General features: G+C 43.2%; 12 protein-coding genes and 1 pseudogene. 6 read left to right on the top strand and 7 right to left on the bottom strand.

Going from position 1 to position 17,662, the window contains the following annotated elements:
- The first annotated feature begins 312 nt into the window (after positions 1 to 312).
- Positions 313 to 3,177 (top strand): heavy metal translocating P-type ATPase, encoded by a 2,865-nt coding sequence (locus tag H0262_RS06145; RefSeq protein WP_181210086.1) that lies wholly within the window; start codon positions 313 to 315, stop codon positions 3,175 to 3,177.
- A gap of 110 nt (positions 3,178 to 3,287) precedes the next feature.
- Here the strand turns inward: H0262_RS06145 and H0262_RS06140 are convergent, their stop codons facing one another.
- Complete coding sequence (locus H0262_RS06140; protein ID WP_181210085.1) at positions 3,288 to 4,010, bottom strand: Bax inhibitor-1/YccA family protein; 723 nt, start codon at positions 4,008 to 4,010, stop codon at positions 3,288 to 3,290.
- A 297-nt stretch (positions 4,011 to 4,307) separates the two neighbouring features.
- On the opposite strand from H0262_RS06140, the gene H0262_RS06135 reads away from it, so the two are divergent.
- Together H0262_RS06135 and H0262_RS06130 are read left to right on the top strand one after the other, a co-directional pair.
- On the top strand, positions 4,308 to 5,312 hold the full coding sequence (locus tag H0262_RS06135; RefSeq protein ID WP_020443747.1) for an NAD(+) kinase: 1,005 nt from the start codon (positions 4,308 to 4,310) through the stop codon (positions 5,310 to 5,312).
- A gap of 54 nt (positions 5,313 to 5,366) precedes the next feature.
- Positions 5,367 to 5,678: a YeaC family protein gene (locus tag H0262_RS06130; RefSeq protein ID WP_011513968.1), complete on the top strand. Its 312-nt coding sequence runs from the start codon at positions 5,367 to 5,369 to the stop codon at positions 5,676 to 5,678.
- Positions 5,679 to 5,772: 94 nt separating this feature from the next.
- Here H0262_RS06130 and H0262_RS06125 read toward each other — a convergent pair whose 3' ends face one another.
- The 4 genes and pseudogenes from H0262_RS06125 to alaS all read right to left on the bottom strand — a co-directional run bounded on the left by H0262_RS06125 (position 5,773) and on the right by alaS (position 11,189).
- Positions 5,773 to 6,147 carry a HopJ type III effector protein gene (locus H0262_RS06125; protein ID WP_181210084.1) on the bottom strand — a complete coding sequence of 125 codons (375 nt, stop codon included), beginning with the start codon at positions 6,145 to 6,147 and terminating at the stop codon, positions 5,773 to 5,775.
- A gap of 170 nt (positions 6,148 to 6,317) precedes the next feature.
- A pseudogene (gene csrA / locus H0262_RS06120) lies at positions 6,318 to 6,485 on the bottom strand (carbon storage regulator CsrA); the annotation flags it as partial.
- Between the two features lie 411 nt (positions 6,486 to 6,896).
- A complete protein-coding gene (locus H0262_RS06115; protein WP_011513965.1) occupies positions 6,897 to 8,183 on the bottom strand; it encodes an aspartate kinase in 1,287 nt (428 codons plus the stop codon).
- 333 nt (positions 8,184 to 8,516) lie between these two features.
- On the bottom strand, positions 8,517 to 11,189 hold the full coding sequence (gene alaS / locus H0262_RS06110) for an alanine--tRNA ligase (RefSeq protein ID WP_181210083.1): 2,673 nt from the start codon (positions 11,187 to 11,189) through the stop codon (positions 8,517 to 8,519).
- A 429-nt stretch (positions 11,190 to 11,618) separates the two neighbouring features.
- Between alaS and H0262_RS06105 the strand changes: the two genes are divergently transcribed.
- Entirely contained in the window at positions 11,619 to 11,831 is a 213-nt protein-coding gene (locus H0262_RS06105) for a hypothetical protein (RefSeq protein WP_133104485.1), read from the top strand.
- 164 nt (positions 11,832 to 11,995) lie between these two features.
- Here H0262_RS06105 and H0262_RS06100 read toward each other — a convergent pair whose 3' ends face one another.
- On the bottom strand, positions 11,996 to 13,420 hold the full coding sequence (locus H0262_RS06100; protein ID WP_181210082.1) for a L,D-transpeptidase family protein: 1,425 nt from the start codon (positions 13,418 to 13,420) through the stop codon (positions 11,996 to 11,998).
- 377 nt (positions 13,421 to 13,797) lie between these two features.
- Between H0262_RS06100 and prmB the strand changes: the two genes are divergently transcribed.
- Positions 13,798 to 14,973 (top strand): 50S ribosomal protein L3 N(5)-glutamine methyltransferase, encoded by a 1,176-nt coding sequence (gene prmB, locus H0262_RS06095; RefSeq protein ID WP_181210081.1) that lies wholly within the window; start codon positions 13,798 to 13,800, stop codon positions 14,971 to 14,973.
- A gap of 61 nt (positions 14,974 to 15,034) precedes the next feature.
- Positions 15,035 to 16,138, top strand: coding sequence for a chorismate synthase (gene aroC, locus H0262_RS06090; RefSeq protein ID WP_181210080.1), 1,104 nt, complete (start codon positions 15,035 to 15,037; stop codon positions 16,136 to 16,138).
- A 35-nt stretch (positions 16,139 to 16,173) separates the two neighbouring features.
- Here the strand turns inward: aroC and H0262_RS06085 are convergent, their stop codons facing one another.
- The gene (locus H0262_RS06085) at positions 16,174 to 17,538 is read right to left on the bottom strand and encodes a glycerophosphodiester phosphodiesterase family protein (protein ID WP_181210079.1); all 1,365 of its coding nucleotides are present in this window, start codon (positions 17,536 to 17,538) and stop codon (positions 16,174 to 16,176) included.
- Positions 17,539 to 17,662: the final 124 nt, after the last annotated feature.

Raw genomic sequence — 17,662 nt, 5'->3', positions numbered from 1 at the left:
AGGAGTTATACTGCTGAGCGCCTGTGCTTATAGTATAATCTTTATAAAAGCAATGATGGTTATTTGAAAGTATCCGCCACCTCTTACTGTCGTAACACTGTCTCAATTTTGAATAAGAGTAATGGTTTGCATTAACACGCACTATTTTAAAGAAGCATAACCATCAATGTCGCGTAGCCCCAAATATATAGTAGTCAGTTAACCAATATACATCAAACATAGTGGTTTTCTCGATATCGAGTAGATCAGATGATAGAGCCTTGATTTAAAGCTATCTACTCAATGTTCTGTCTAAAGGAAATAAGTGCGATTATGTCCAGTATTCCATCTCCTATGCCGCCAACATCACCGACATTACCAAGGTCATCAAAAACCAATACTCATTATCAAGACAATTCTATTATTGACGGTCTGGTATTGCCGCTGGCGGGTCATTGCTTTCATTGCGGTGATCCCGTGCCGCAGCCGCCGTTTCATACTGATATATTAGGTAAATCGCGTGAGATGTGTTGTATGGGCTGCCAGTTAGCTTCACAAAGTATCGTGGAAGCGGGTCTTGAGCAATATTATCTTGATCGCTCGGAGATTAACCGTACGGCAAGCTTACCCGTTCAGATGACCCGCCTTGAAGCTTATGATCATGATGAAATAAAATCACAGTTTGTCTACGCCCAAGACGGTATGTCGGTAGCAGAGTTGTCTGTCAATAATTTGCGTTGCGCCGCTTGTACGTGGTTGATTGAATCGCGGCTTGATGAGTTAGATGGCATCAGTAAATGTCAGGTTAATTTGACCAATCAACGCATGCGGGTGATTTGGGATGAGACCAAGCTACCGATTAGCCGGATTCTTGCGGTTATCAATGAAATTGGCTATGAAGCCAAGCCTTATCGGCAAGATACCCACGAAGCCATGCTAGCACGTCATAACAACCAAATGCTAATAAGGCTTGGCATTGCGGCACTCGGCTCAATGCAAGCGATGATGTATGCCGTGGCAATTTATTTCGGTGAATATAGCGATATGCTGATATTTCAGCGAGATTTTTTGCGTTGGGTGTCTTTATTCGTCAGTACGCCAGTATTCTTTTATGCCGGTGTACCATTTTTTACGTCAGCATGGTCAGCGATTCGTGCTCGCCAAGTCAATATGGACGTGCCCGTTAGTATTGCCTTGATTGTCACATTTTTCGCCAGTCTATTTGCCACTATTACTGGGCAAGGGGAGACTTATTATGACTCAGTTAGTATGTTTATTTTCTTCTTGCTGGCAGGTCGTTATATTGAGCACAATGCTCGCCTAAAAGCGGCAACTATGGCAAACGATTTGGTGGTAGTTGAGCCAGTATTGGTACAGAAAATTGCTGAAGACAAAGACTCTGCTGCAAGTATTTTGCAGCTATTAGAACAAAATAGCGTTCAGAAAAGTTCGCTTAAACAAGAAAGCGAAGAGTCTGTTAATAAGGTTGATGATGGAGCTGTTAATGGGGCTGTTATCGTAGTTGGTAATGAGGTAAATAGTCAAAATACAGTGAGTGCTACGCCTAATTTTACGCAAAGTATGGATGCTAATGTCTATCAGTTAACATCACGTATTGCTCAAGAATGGCAGCAGACTCGTCAGCAACGATTAACTGTCTCAAATACAAACGATGAGGCAAAAGAAAAGCAGATGGTGACCGCTCATAGCTTGCAGGTGGGCGACATCATCATGGTTGAGGCAGGTTCTGAGATTATCAGTGATGGTATCTTGCTCAGCTCAACCGCCACAGTTTCTCAAAGCCTACTGACAGGTGAAGGTGATTTAATCACTAAGACCCAAGGCGATTATATCGTTGGCGGTGCACAAAACGACAGCCAACCATTTGAGATGTTGGTCACAGCGCTACCAGAAGACAGCCAAATCGGTTTGATTGACAGGCTAATGAATCGGGCAATGAGTGAAAAGCCAAAACTTGCACAGCAAGCAGATAAGCTAGCACGTTGGTTTGTGGCGCGTATTTTAGTATTGTCTGTCTTGGTATTTATTGGCTGGTATATCGTGGATCCAAGCCAAGCGATTTGGGCAACGGTGGCGGTATTGGTCGCGACATGTCCTTGTGCGCTGTCTTTAGCGACACCAATTGCACTTACCGTATCGACTAATAGATTGGCCAGCTATGGGTTTTTGACGACGCGCGGGCATACCCTACAAACGCTGGCTGAAATTACCCATGTGGCATTTGATAAAACGGGAACCTTGACCTATGGTAAACCCAATTTATTAAACATTAAGCTACTTACTGATACAGGTGTCATCACAAAGGCAGATGAGCAAAGAGACAGTGTATTAGCCATTGCGGCAGCGTTAGAGGTGGGCAGTCGTCATCCTATTGCTCATGCGCTACTGACCGCCGCATATCAACTGCATCTGCCAGCGACACAAGCGCTGCAGCATTATCCAGCAGGTGGCGTTGAAGCAATGATGGATGATGTGCTATATCGTATTGGTCATGTAGATTTTGCTTTAGACAAAATGAATAATGTTGCCAATGCAGATAAAGACTTAATGATTGATTTAGTTGCCGAGCGCGCCAGCTCAGCGGTAGTCTTATCTTGTCAAAAGGCTGAATCAGCAAGCTGGCAAGCACTGGCATGTTTTTATTTTAATGATAAGGTACGTGATAGCGCTCAATCTATGCTGGATAGCTTGAAAGCACTAGGTATCGAGCCTGTCATGCTCACAGGTGACCCAAGTCCGCAAGCCTTGGTCATGGCTGAAAATTTGGGTATGCAGTCTGCGTATAACGGTCTGTCACCAATGGACAAGGTCAATCATATTCAGCAGCTACAAGCTCAAGGTGCAGTAATATTGATGGTTGGTGATGGTATTAATGATGCGCCAGTATTGGCAGCGGCAGACGTTTCAACCTCGATTGCCGGTGCAGCAGATTTGGCGCAAGTATCTAGTGATAGTATTATCCTAAACGGACAAATCGAAGCTATTATTGCAGCGAAACGTATCGCTGATAAAACCAAACGCATTATCAAACAAAACTTGCGTTGGGCACTTATTTATAATGGTAGTGTATTGATACCAGCAGCTTTGGGTTATGTGCCACCTTGGCTAGCTGCTATTGGCATGTCACTAAGCTCATTATTTGTCGTATTAAATGCGCTGCGTCTAAAGCGCGCTTAATTTAAACCAGCTTAAACTCATTTAAAAAAATCTCTGAAGATTACCCATAAAAAAACCGTCTTTATAAAAGACGGTTTTTTTATTTCAATGACTATCGAACAGCTATTTGACTAATCTTGTAGATAGCTTAATAGACGCATAAATTCGATATACATCCACACTAGCGTTGCAAGAAGACCAATACTGAATAACCATTCGTAGTCTTCTGACACACCCATTGCCACACCACGCTCAATATTATCAAAATCTAATAACAGCGTAAAAGAGGCGATAACAATCACAAATAAGCTAAAGCCAATAGCGATAGCGCCACCTTCAAACAAGAAAGGCAAGCTTGAACCAAATGCTAAAGAAAGTACCCACTGCGCCACATAAACTAGCATGATAGCGATCAAGGCTGAGGTGACGATTGAGCGGAATTTTTCAGTCACTTTAACCAAACCTGAACGGTATAGCCCTAGCATAACGGCTGCGGTGACAAAGGTCGCACACATCGCAGTGACAGGCACGCTTGGGTACATGCGCATAAAGAATAGCGAGATGCCACCTAAAAAGATACCTTCTAATAAAGCATAAGGTACGGCAAAGGTTTTGGCTTTTTGCGGTTTAAAGGTAATGAAGATCGCTAAGCCGAAAGCAGCAAACATACTACCAAAGGCTGCCATCGTGATAAAACCTTGTGATAAACCTGCCATCAACGCATAAAAGAAAAATCCAATACCAGTAATCGCCGATAAGCCAAGCAATAAACTGGTTTTTTGAATCACGCCCTTCACTGTCATCGGCGCACCGCCGACGGCAAGCTCTGCGCGACTGACAATAGGATTGGCCATAAAGTTGTCCTCAATAAAATATAAATAATAGTTATGTCAGCTACTTTAGCAAAATCGCCATTATTGTCAACGGTGTTTACGTGACAGCGTATAAGGCTTTGCGCAACTATTGAGTCGATTTCGCTCCTATACACAGCGATATCAAATAGCTAGATAGATACGCCCAAAACAGCGTATGTTGGCTTTTATATGGGGTCAATTACGACCGTTAACAACGATAATTGATAAACAGGCTAGTCTAATCGCCCATTTCTCGTTATCATTACTCTGTAATTTACCATCATGCCGAGTCGTTTTATGGAAACCTCAGCGCAGTCCGCAAGATTGCCGCACCTACATGAGTCAGAGCTGTTCCACGCTATCAAAAATCCAGCTTTTCGCCGTATTGGCTTGATGGGACGTGCTGGAAAGCGCAGCGTAACCCAAAGTCTTGGGCAGATTGCCCAGATAATTAACGATATGAACCTTACGTTGATTATGGATGTGCAAACCGCTAACTTGCCAACTCTGAATCTCACTGATATTGAGAGAGTCAAAATTGTTAAGCGTAGCCTTATCGGCGAGATTTGTGATTTGGTCATCGTGGTTGGCGGTGATGGTTCTATACTCCATGCTGCCGAAGCACTAGCGCGTTATCGTGTACCTGTCTTGGGGGTTAACCGTGGTCGCCTTGGTTTTTTAGCCGATGTCAAACCTGATGAAGCGGCGTTTAAATTGCGCCAAGTACTGATGGGCGATTATCAGTTAGACCATAGATTTTTACTGACGATGGAGATTCGTGAAGGTCGTAAGATTATTCATGAAGACATGGCACTCAATGATATCGTGTTGCACGCTGGTAAGTCTGTCCATATGATTGATTTTCAGATGAAAATCGATGGGCATGATGTCTATCGGCAGCACAGTGATGGTCTCATCGTAGCGACACCGACGGGCTCGACAGCTTATGCGCTCTCTGGTGGTGGTCCTATTATCCATCCAAGCATGGATGCCATATGTTTGGTGCCTATGCATCCGCATACGCTGTCAAGTCGCCCTATTGTGGTCAGTGGCACCAGCGAGATTTGTATTCGTATTCACGAGGACAACCGCACCCAGCCGATGGTCAGTGCTGACGGTAAACCAAGCACGCCGCTTGAACAAGAGCAGCGTCTATATATTCGTAAGCATCCGGACAAATTAACCTTGCTACATCCGCCAGGGTTTGACTTTTATGAAGCGTGCCGGACGAAGTTACACTGGAATGTGCATGCTGAGGAATTCAGTCTCGACGCTGATGATGATATCATGGACGATGAATAAGCGTCTTTATTAGACAAAAATGTGATATAAAAATAGTAGTGGAGAGTAGGCACGATGGACAAACAAACGATATTAGCAAGCCTAACACCTGAAGTGGTCGATAAATTTCGTATGGCAATTGAGCTTGGCAAATGGCAAGACGGTCGTAAGCTGACTGCTGAGCAGCGCGAGACCTGTATGCAAGCCGTGATGGTATGGGAGCATGAACATCTGGCGCCTGCTGAGCGAACTGGCTATATTCATAAGCCGGTCAGAGAAGATGGTTCGGTCGTTGGCGCTGAATGTGATGTTGAACATGAACATCATTATCCCAATATGCCAAATCCGAAAGGCGCGGTACAGCCCGTGAAGTTTCGCGATAAATAGACTTACTATCTAAATGCACTGATAAAAAATGAAGCATAAAAAAAGCCACGCTATCATCATAGTGTGGCTTTTTTTATGCTTCAATCATAAACCATTAAAGCGTGCTGGTATCTACGCTAGGACGCAGTGTTAATGGATTCTTCTCCATTAAAAAACCTTGCCAGCCCCAATGTAAAAAATTGCGAATATTGGGATGATCAACTCCTTTAGGCGTCACTTGAACTGTTTGGTAATGCTCACCAAACAACTTTAGCGTATCTAATTGATTTAAGCCGTGATGCTTTGCAAAACCAAAAATCTTGGCGCTGCCTTCGTTTTCACCAGCAGCATTATGTGCCATGCCATTCACAAAAGGCGCTGGCGCATAACGATAAAAATCATCAATAAAACTGATGACATCATTGAATCCAATGGCTTTTTTATTCAAACCATTAAGTAGAGCCGATACATCTGATTGGCGGATACTCATAAATAAATGACCTCAAAGCTGTTAAAAAGCCAAAACTAGCATGCTTGATACAAGCTTAATGATTATTGATAGTTGGATATGAAGCTAACAGGTTAGCGATTAAAATAGTCTTCATCATCAAATGAAGGCGCAAAGCTGCCTTGCTCGAGATGCTGCATTTGCGACTGTACCGTGCGCTCATGTTGAATGCGCTGATAAATCTCTTCGCGGTGTACGGCAATATCTTTTGGCGCATCAACGCCGATACGTACTTGATTGCCTTTGACACCTAGGACAGTCACACTGACCTCGTCGCCAATCATTAGCGTTTCGCCCACACGGCGTGTCAAAATTAACATGCGTCACACTCCTTATGTCGCATCAACAGATTATTACTCATCAGATTGCGTCTCAATTACAGGACATTATCGCTGCACAAAATAGGCAGCTGTTATAAAGTAAATGTCATAAACATTGTTTTATAAATTTTACCCAAAATAGGATGCTAATAGCGATAATGATAGATAAATTCATTTAGCCCAAATGAAACCCTCATTATAGGGGGCATAACAGATACTGTCACGGGTTTTCACAAAACTATTGGTTTTATAATAACCTCAGCAATAATAAAAAAAGAAAATAGGGTCTTAATAAGACCCTATTTAATTAAGTATTAAGCATTATTGAAAATAATAAATCGCAGTTTATTGAACAAATATTAAAGCCTATTATTTTTATACGGCTTTAGTAAAGTGTTTATACGCTCATTCTTATAAACCAGCGATTTTGCTTTCACCGTCTTCACGATCAAGACCAAAGGCCGTATGCAGTGATCTTACCGCTTTTTCCAGATACTGCTCTTGGATAAGAACAGATACCTTGATTTCACTGGTCGATATCATTTGAATATTGATGTTGTTTTCTGCAAGGGTTTGGAACATAAGACTAGCAACACCTGCGTGCGAGCGCATGCCGACGCCGACTAATGAGACTTTAACCACTTCATCATTGGCCAATATTTCTTTAGCACCGATTTCATCTTTGACTTCGCTTTCCAGTACTTTCATGGTTTTTTCCATGTCCGTACGATTAACGGTAAAAGTAAAATCAGTCATACCATTGGTAGATAGGTTTTGCACAATCATATCAATTTCGATATTGGCGCGGCCAATAGGGCTGAGGATAGCAGAAGCAATGCCAGGGTGATCAGGGACACCGCGTACGACGATTTTTGCTTCGTCTCGATTAAAAGCGATACCTGAGATGATTGCCTGTTCCATATTGTCTCCTTCGTCTATCGTAATTAGGGTGCCGACATTGTCTTGAAATTCTTGGTCGAAGCTACCATCGTTGTTTTCATCAAAGCTAGAGAGTACACGCAGCGGTACGCCGTATTTGCCAGCGAACTCTACTGAGCGAATCTGTAAAATCTTAGAGCCAAGACTTGCCATCTCAAGCATTTCTTCAAAAGTAATCTTTTCAAGTTTTTTGGCTTTTGAGGTGACGCGTGGGTCAGTAGTATAGACGCCATCCACATCAGTATAGATTTGGCATTCATCAGCGCCTAAAGCCGCGGCAATCGCCACACCTGTCGTATCAGATCCGCCGCGCCCTAACGTCGTCGCATTGCCTTCTTCGTCGATACCTTGGAAGCCTGCGACAATAACGACGTTACCAGCATCTAGCTGCTCACGGATGTTTTTGTCATCGATACTTTCGATACGCGCTTTATTGTGAGCATTATCGGTTTTAATAGCGACTTGACGACCGGTAAATGAACGTGCACCGATACCCAACTCTTTAATCGCCATGGCAAGCAGTGAGATAGACACCTGCTCGCCAGTTGAGACCATTTGGTCATATTCGCGAGGATCGGGCTGGCTACTGATTTGGCGTGCTAAATCAATCAAACGGTTGGTTTCACCGCTCATGGCAGACACGACAACGACTACTTGATGACCATTGTCATGCCAGCGTTTGACTCGTTTGGCGACGTTTTTGATGCGGTCGATACTGCCCATCGAGGTGCCGCCATATTTTTGTACTATTAACGCCATAAAAATCTACCTATTATTCACCAATGGTTATCTGTTATTGAGAGACATCAATTCATCATGGCACTGTCTAAATTAAGTGCTAGATTGATTTTAATAACGATAAAGCCAGATTATAAGAACTGCGCCCTTTGTTTTACTTTTTGATGGTTTACTGTCTTATTATGCCAATAGACTTCATACGCTGAAATAAGTCTAAGCGTTGACCTTTATATCATATTAGCGTCGTAAATTTAAGTATTAGTAGACATTAGATACATGGCGATTGGTTATAACCGTTATAACCAATCGCGTATCTTATTTCTGATTTATTACAATATTGCTCAGCTTAAGGTATTAGCCAAGCTGGTCTGCAATCCAAGCAGGTAGCGCATTGACAACAGCACTAGTATTGGCAGCTTTTGGCGCGCCGCCTTGGGCATAGTCAGGTTTACCACCACCTTTACCACCCAGCTCACCTGCCAAATGACGAATGATGTCACCGGCTTTTACTTTAACAGTCACAGACTTTGCCACACTGGCGGCTAGTGCTAACTGCTCATCTTTATCACCAATTAATACAATCACGCTATCAGGAAGTTTAGATTTAATATCGTCCATTAGGGTACGGATAGATTTGCCGTCGATACCGCTTAGTGTACTGATCAGTACTGGCGTACCAGCGATGGTTTGCACGTCATCAAGCAAGTTTGCGGCTTGGGCGCTGGCGATTTTTTGCTCTAAACGCTCTAGTTGTTTCTCAAGTTCGCGCTGCTTATCCGCCATGGTACGCACACGCTGCGCCACTTCAGGACGTTTTACTTTTAGCTGACTGGCAAGCTCGCTCAGCTGCTGCTCACTTTGCTGAATGTTTTTAATCGCATTCATACCAGTGACAGCTTCAATACGGCGGATGCCAGCAGCAATACCTGATTCGCTGGTAATTTTTAACACACCAATATCACCGGTACGTTTAACGTGCAAACCACCACAAAGCTCAATAGAGAAGGGCTTACGTTGACCATCGATGATACTGTCAGTACCCATGGTCAGTACACGAACGTCACTGCCATATTTTTCGCCAAACAATGCCATCGCACCTTGTTTCATCGCTTCGTCGATAGACATATTCTTGATGCGAGCAAGGGTGTTGGCTTGAATTTGCTCATTAACTAAGCGTTCGATACGTGTAACTTCAGCAGTGCTGACGGGCTTGTCATAGGAGAAATCAAAACGTAATACTTCGCTTGATACTAGCGAGCCTTTTTGCGTGACCGCGTCGCCCAATACTTCTCTTAATGCAGCATGCAATAGATGTGTGGCAGAGTGGTTTTTGGCACTGGCTGCGCGAATACTCGACAATACTTGCGCATCAGCGGTTTGTTTGGTGTTAATGTCACCCATGGTCACCACACCATAATGGATGATGGCTTGACCAGATTTTTTGGTATCTTGCACTTCAAAAACGCCAGTCGCGGTGCGGATTTCGCCAAGCTCACCAACCTGACCACCACCTTCCGCATAAAACGGCGTACGGTCAAGTACTACGACACCTTCCATACCTTCAGTTAGGCTATCGGCTGGATTGCCATCTTGATACAGCGCATCAATCGTGACACCTTCTTCTTCAAGCTGCTCATAACCGATAAAGGTGGTTGGGTTTTCTACTTGTATGACACTACTATAATCGACGTCGAATTTTCCTGCATCACGCGCGCGTTCACGCTGTGCTTGCATATGTTCATCAAACTCCGCTTCATCAATTACGATACCGCGCTCACGGGTGATATCAGCAGTCAAATCAACAGGGAAGCCATAGGTATCATATAGCTTAAATGCTGCTTCGCCAGAGAGGGTGTCACCATCTTGTAAGCCTTCAAGTTCGCTGGCAAGCAGGCGTAAACCTTGCGCCAATGTCTTGGCAAATTGGGTTTCTTCTTTTTGAATAGCATTTTCAATGACGCTTTGTTTGTCTTTTAGCTCTGGATAGGCAGTGCCCATCTCAGCGACAAGCGGTGCGACCATTCTATAAAAGAAATCGCTATCGGCACCAAGCTTATTACCGTGACGTACGGCACGACGAATGATACGGCGCAGTACATAACCGCGACCTTCATTACTTGGAGTGACGCCATCAGCAATCAAAAATGAAACAGCGCGAATATGGTCAGCAATGACTTTTAATGATGACTGTTGCTGATTCTCAATTTCTAAAATCTCAGCCGCCGCATCCATCAAGTGTACAAACAAATCTATCTCATAGTTGCCATGAACGCCTTGCATGATGGCGCTGATACGCTCAAGTCCCATGCCAGTATCAACACTTGGGGCTGGTAGCGGTAGCATAGAGCCGTCTTTTTGACGATTAAACTGCATAAAGACGCAGTTCCAAATCTCAATATAACGGTCGCCGTCTTCTTCTGGCGTACCCGGTAAACCGCCTTCGATATCAGCGCCATGGTCATAAAATACTTCGGTACAAGGACCGCAAGGACCGGTATCGCCCATCGTCCAAAAGTTATCAGAGGCGTAAGGCGCGCCTTTATTATCACCAATACGGATAATGCGCTCGCTTGGGATACCGATATCTTTATGCCAAATATCAAAGGCTTCGTCATCAGTCTCATAAATGGTCACATACAAGCGATTTTTATCAATCGCAAGCCATTCATCTGAGGTCAAAAATTCCCAAATATAACCAATACCGGCTTGCTTAAAGTAATCGCCAAAAGAGAAATTACCAAGCATTTCAAAAAACGTATGATGGCGCGCCGTATAGCCGACGTTATCCAAATCATTATGCTTACCACCAGCACGTACGCACTTTTGCGAGGTTACCGCACGCGTATAATCACGTGGCTCCATACCCAAAAATGTCTCTTTAAACTGATTCATACCGGCATTGGTAAATAGCAATGTCGGGTCATTATACGGAATCAAACTCGATGAGGCGACGGGGGTATGCTGCTTGCTTATGAAAAAATCGATAAAAGCTTGACGAATATCGGCTGAGCGAAATGGCTGGCTCACAGCGGCTCCTTACTGACGGATGTATTTAGTAGAATAAGTAAAATAATTTTGCAAGCGATTTTAGCACAAACGTGCCAAGGGTGTTGAAGATTCCTAAGTAAATACATGGTAAACCCTACTCATTTTTTGCTATAAACCAGACAATTTTATTTAGATTGTCAGTCGAATATTTCAATAGCAAGGATAAACAAGCACGTAGTCATAGGTCTTCCTGAATAAAATTAGACCAGTACAAAGGGTGGAAAACTTTTAAATAAAAGGTGGTTTGGGATTAGTAAAAACACTTATTATAAATCAATACTTATAATAAGGTTATCAATAGTAATTACTTACTATGATTGGGCTGAGCATAAATAATAAAAGACTTACTATTAGTGTGGATATAGTGTATAAAGTAGTTATACCCATAATAAAAGTAAGGAATAAGTTATGAACTGGCCACTTTTTTCTGTTGTCTATTCAATGGCAGCAACTGTAATCATCGGTCTCTTTATGATCGGCGCTTTGGTCATGGGTTTTAACCAGATTCCGCATATTCAAATAGCAGTCGCTATCGGTTTCTTAGTTTCTATTCCCACAGCATTATTTTTCACCAAAAAAATTGGCAGCATTACAGGTAATGAAGAGGGTTACAAAGCATAGATTGCGGTAAAAAAGATCGTAGTATCATTTAATCGAGCATTTTATATATGCTATTCATTTTATTTATTACATTTAAAATTTTGGTACTGAATCTTTTGGAATATAATAAAAAAAGACCTTGATACGATGATCAAGGTCTTTTTTATTGCGTACTATCTATTGAACTATTTTAGCTCAACGGTTGCGCCATTTTCGATATTGGCATAAACCTCTAAAACGTCCCAGTTAGTCAAACGCACACAGCCTGCTGATGCTTGGCGACTGATACCTTCTGGCTTAGGTGAGCCATGTAAACCGTAAGAAGGTTTAGATAAGCCCATCCATACCACACCTACGGGACTGTTCGGTCCTGGTGGTAACATATGTACTTTTTTATCTGCGCCTTCACCAACAGTTGCTTTATACCATGGCATTTTTACTTTATTAACGATTTTAAAGGTGCCCTGTGGTGATGGCGTGCTGTCACTACCGACGGTTGTAGGATAGGTTGCAACCAGCTTGTCATCATTATAAGCATAAAGGGTTTTATCGGCTTTATTGGCGACGACACGATTGATACGCTGCTTAAGCGGAGCACGCGTATTTAACACAGTAATGGTTTCACCCACTTTATATTGTTTGTTTTTATTTAACTTGTCTAAATAACGCACATCCATATGGAAGCGCTCACCAAACATCTCTTTGATGTCTTGATAATACAAGCCTTTCATTTTTGACTTGGCTTCTGAGCCTGCAGGCATAGTAGCAAAATTGGTATTCACATCATCTTCAGTGATGGTATACGTCACTAAAACTGGCTTGTTAGCTGGAATATTTTTATTTAAAGCATCCCATGTTTTTTGATCCATCTTACCGTTTGCTGGCAAGCCTTGCATGGTTTGAAAGTTGATCAGTGCTTTTTTACTGTTCATGCCCCAGCCGCCATCAATAGCACCCGGAGACGCATGATTCCAATCGAGCAGCGCCTGCATTTTGATAGTCATAGCTGAGTTAACTTTCATACTCGGTGTCCATGTGGCACCGTTTACTTGTTTGGCATAATTAGACAAATTCAGCGTGGTATGTTTTTTACCATCAACATCGGCGATACTTTTGATAGAAGTATCCGTTGCACTATCAGCCATCGCAGAGCTAGGTGCTGATACCGCTTGACCTTCGCTAATATCGTCACTGTCTGATTGCTCATCCTTACGAGTCAATTCCTCTACGGTCATATTGTCAGCGGTAACGGCGACCGATGCTTTCACTTCAGCGTCCTGCTTGGCATCAATCAGCTGGGTCATACGGTCCGCTGATTTGGCTTTATTCGTATCTAGCTTTACGGTCGTACTAGAGTCGACGACTGAGCTACTGCGACTTTCTTGCACATTCAGACTGACTTTTTTCGCAATACTAGGAAGCGAGTCAGCTGTGCGTACAGGTAAAGTGCGTGTACCATCAGTAGGTGCAGCAATAGCACTCATACTAACAACAGCGATAGATATAGCGGTGATAAGAGGTTTTATTTTCATCATATTTACATACTTGTGGTGGCTGCTAATGAGGCTATTATGCGCATAATTTGGATGCTTCGCAAACTTTTGACACATATTTTTTCGTTTAAGACTTGCCAAACGTCAACAGTTGACGTATTCACTACAATTAAGCAAGAGTTGAGTCAGGCTAGGGCTGCCTTTTCCGCTCAATTAACAGTTACCACAATACGTTATGAGCTTTAAGATAGTGTTATATGGCTATGCTAAATCAGCCTTTTTAACCCTTCTGTTAAAGCCATGGGCTACTTAATTGTGAATACTGCTGGAGATTTTGTTGAAGTAAAAAACACAGTCATTGGCGCATCATCTTGTTTCCGTCTATAATGTGGAACGAGATTTTTATTTAATAAATTGGCTGTTCAGTGAAGTCATTGAAAGCGATTTAACCCATCCGCATGTAGTCAGTGAGCATGTAATCAGCAAGGTGCGATATGTCAGAAGACCAAGTAATGAGCGCAGAAGAATTTCAAAATCAATACTTTAATGATGATGAGTCACAAGGTATCAATGATGATATGGAATACGATTTAGAGACAGGGCTGGTCGGTGAGCACGATGAATTTGCGACTTTGCGTGCGGAGCTTGAAGAGGCACGTGAGCAACTGGTCACTATTCGTGACTTTATTCGTTTTTCAGTGACGCAATTACGTAACTATGATGTGGTTGTCGCCCAAGGCACCACCGATGAGTTTGCCGAAGCATCTGCGATTGTATTGCATTCTTTATCTTTGGATTGGTCTGCCAATGATCAGATTCTGGACTGTCGTTTGACCACCTCAGAGAAGCAATTGGTTCTAAGCTTGTTAGAAGAGCGTATCGCTGAGCGTAAGCCATTAAGCTATTTGATTAATCTGTCTTATTTCTGTGATTTGCCGTTCTATGTCGATGAGCGCGTATTGATTCCTCGCTCACCTATTGCTGAATTGATTCGTCAGCAGTTCCACCCATATTTTGAAGTGAGCGAGCTGGCAAAACCAATAGGCGTAAGTGTCAATAATCAAGCGCCAGCTTTTCATGATCATGGCTTAGAAATTAAACAGCTATCGCAGCCTGAGCGTATTTTAGATTTATGTACCGGTTCTGGATGTATTGCTATCGCGCTGGCGACCCGTTTTGTCGATGCACTGGTTGATGCTGTAGATATTGATAAAGGCGCGCTAGAAGTCGCGATGGTCAACGTCGATCATCATGACCTTGGTCATCAAGTCAATGTAATTGAGTCTGACTTATTTGCCAAAATCCCTGCCGAAAATCAATATGAACTGATTGTAACCAATCCTCCTTATGTTGATGCCGCTATCATGGCAGATTTGCCACCAGAGTTTTTATATGAGCCTGAGCATGCACTCGCTGCTGGTCAAGATGGTTTGGACTTGGTACATCGTATCTTGTTTGAAGCGCCAGATTATCTTAGCCCAGAAGGTTTGCTAGTCTGTGAAGTGGGCGATAGCGAGTGGGCGTTAAAACAAGCTTATCCTGAGATTCAGTTTGATTGGCTAAGGTTTGCTCATGGCGGTCATGGCATCTTTGCGATTACCTATGATGAGCTTATGAGCTATCGCTCATTATTCGCCAATTATGTACAGTTACTAGATAGCAATCAATAAATCACGATTGATACTATAATTAAAACAGTCAAAAATCGACTTCATTTGTTTAAGGATAAATATGGCAGGCAACAGTATTGGGCAGGTCTTTACCGTCACCACCTGCGGTGAGTCGCATGGCGCAGGTTTGTTGGCAATCGTCGATGGCGTGCCACCAGGTTTAGCCTTATCCGAAGCCGACTTGCAAATAGATTTGGATCGCCGTAAACCGGGTACTTCTAAGTACTCGACCCAGCGCCGTGAATCTGATGAAGTCGAGATTATCTCTGGCGTTTTTGAAGGTAAAACGACAGGTACTTCTATCGGCCTACTGATTCGTAATACCAATCAAAAATCTAAAGACTATGGTGAAATTAAAGATACCTTTCGCCCCGGTCATGCCGATTATACTTATAGTATGAAGTATGGCTTTCGCGACTATCGTGGCGGTGGTCGATCATCGGCGCGTGAGACTGCCATGCGTGTCGCTGCTGGTGCTATCGCCAAGAAATACTTGCTAGAGCGCTTAGGTGTGCAAATCCGTGGTCATGTGACCCAAATTGGTAATGAGTACAGTGATGTCCTAAACTCAAGCACAATCGATTGGGATTTTGTGAATAGCAATCCGTTTTTCTGTGCGGATGCCGATGCTGTCAGTCGCTTTGAGACCTTGATAGATAGTTTACGCCGTGAAGGTACGAGCTGTGGTGCCCGTCTTGAGATTATTGCAAGCGGCGTACCAGTTGGACTTGGTGAGCCTGTCTTTGACCGTTTAGATGCCGATATTGCCCATGCCATGATGAGTATCAATGCCGTTAAAGGTGTTGAGATTGGTGATGGCATGGCAGTGGCAGGACAATTTGGGCATAGCTCTCGTGATGAAATGACACCCGATGGCTTTACCGCCAATCATGCAGGCGGCATCTTGGGTGGTATCTCATCAGGACAAGATATCCGTGTCAGTATTGCACTGAAGCCAACCTCTAGTATTACTACGGCTGGCAAGAGTATCAATACAGAGGGGGAGGCGATTGAGATGCTGACAAAAGGTCGTCATGATCCTTGCGTTGGTGTACGTGCAACGCCCATTGCAGAAGCTATGTTGGCGATTGTGTTACTGGATCATTATCTGCGTCATCGTGGTCAAAATGCGGATATTAAGCAACCAGTCCAATCGATTACTTAATGTCTTTATAATATGAGTAGGGTTGACCCTTTATATTACTTCAAACCTTTACAGTTGGCATAGTAACTGACCGTTGCTGGCCAATCTGAGAAGATGCCTTTAACTCCAACTTCTTGCGCCAGCACATCAATGACATTCATGATATCGCCATCATTATTAATGGCGGCGCTAAGCCCACTATAATACCAGCCACCACCACTTTTTAATGGCCCTGACCGTTCAAGCGACCACGTGAGAATGTCGAGGCCATTGGCTTTGGCTTGCAAGGCATATGCCGACGGTAGCAGCTTGCCATTACCATCGCTGGTAACCAATAGCCAAGTTGCGGGGGCAATGATATTAACGCCGCGCGCTTTCAGCTCAGCCAATGAATGCTTCCACGTCGTTGGGTCGTTTTTATCAAATATTTTACCCGCCGCGCTCTCGTTGCTATCATCGATAAGATAGACGGCATTGGTGGCATAGTTCGGTTCGTTATTAATCCAATAGTCAATATCTGCAAGATTAAATGACTGCGGATATACATCACTGGCGGGCACGCCTGCAACTTTATAAGTGTCAATCATTTGTTGACGATAAGTATCTAAACTATATCCATTAAATGGCATAGTAACCACGGGTTCTTTGAGCTCAGGTGTATGTTTCATACCCAAGCTACTGGCAAGTGCTATATGCTCTTTTAATGTCAATACCTCACCATTTTGTGAATACAAATCCGTTCGCCATGGGGCAGTCGCATTCATGTAGGCACTAATACTGGTGGCTTTTGGATTAGCGGCGTCCATTTTTCCCGTTAAGCTTTTAAAATCCCTGACGCTAATATCTGAAGTGCGACATTCAATATCGGCGGCGTTGGTAAGAGATCCATTAGCATCTATTATAGGCGGTACGCTACATTGATTCGCTAGTGGCGTAGCAACAATATTGGTAGTGGTATGCAAATCGTTTTGGGCATGGCGACATACCAGCTCACCATCATTAGTGAAGGCCACATCGCACTCTAGGATGCCTGCGCCCATTTGTGCTGAAGCTACATAACCGTCATAAGTATGCTCAGGAAATTGTAGAGGCGCGCCGCGATGGGCGATAGAGAAACCTGTCTTGCTAGGTGTTTGACCCTTACATGCCAGCAACTCATCTTTTAGCGGGCTGTCATCCATATCGTTGACCAGATAAAATGGTCGAATACCATAGGTATAAGCTAGCGACTGTATAGGTTCAATCGTTGGCGGTAGAGTAGGTGGTACGATCATTGATGAACCGTCATCTTCATTACAGCCTATTAATAAAAAAGTGCTGATAAGGGCTAAAGGTAAAGTAAAACCTTGGCGTTTGAATCTATTCAGCACTGCGTTGTATAGCTGCGCCCGCTCATTCGCTGAATTTTTTGAAATTGTCATGTAAACTACCCTCATAAATGTGCATGAATCATCATTACTAATTTTATGGTTACTGACTTAGTTCCTAAAATATAGGGTTATGTTTAAGGAATGATGACAACCAAAGTAATTTTGTAATATTAAT

It is taken from the genome of Psychrobacter sp. D2, assembly GCF_013608135.1.
Classification (GTDB): domain Bacteria; phylum Pseudomonadota; class Gammaproteobacteria; order Pseudomonadales; family Moraxellaceae; genus Psychrobacter; species Psychrobacter cryohalolentis.
Note: the sequence above shows the minus strand (reverse complement) of the source record. Positions and strands in the feature narration are given on the sequence as shown.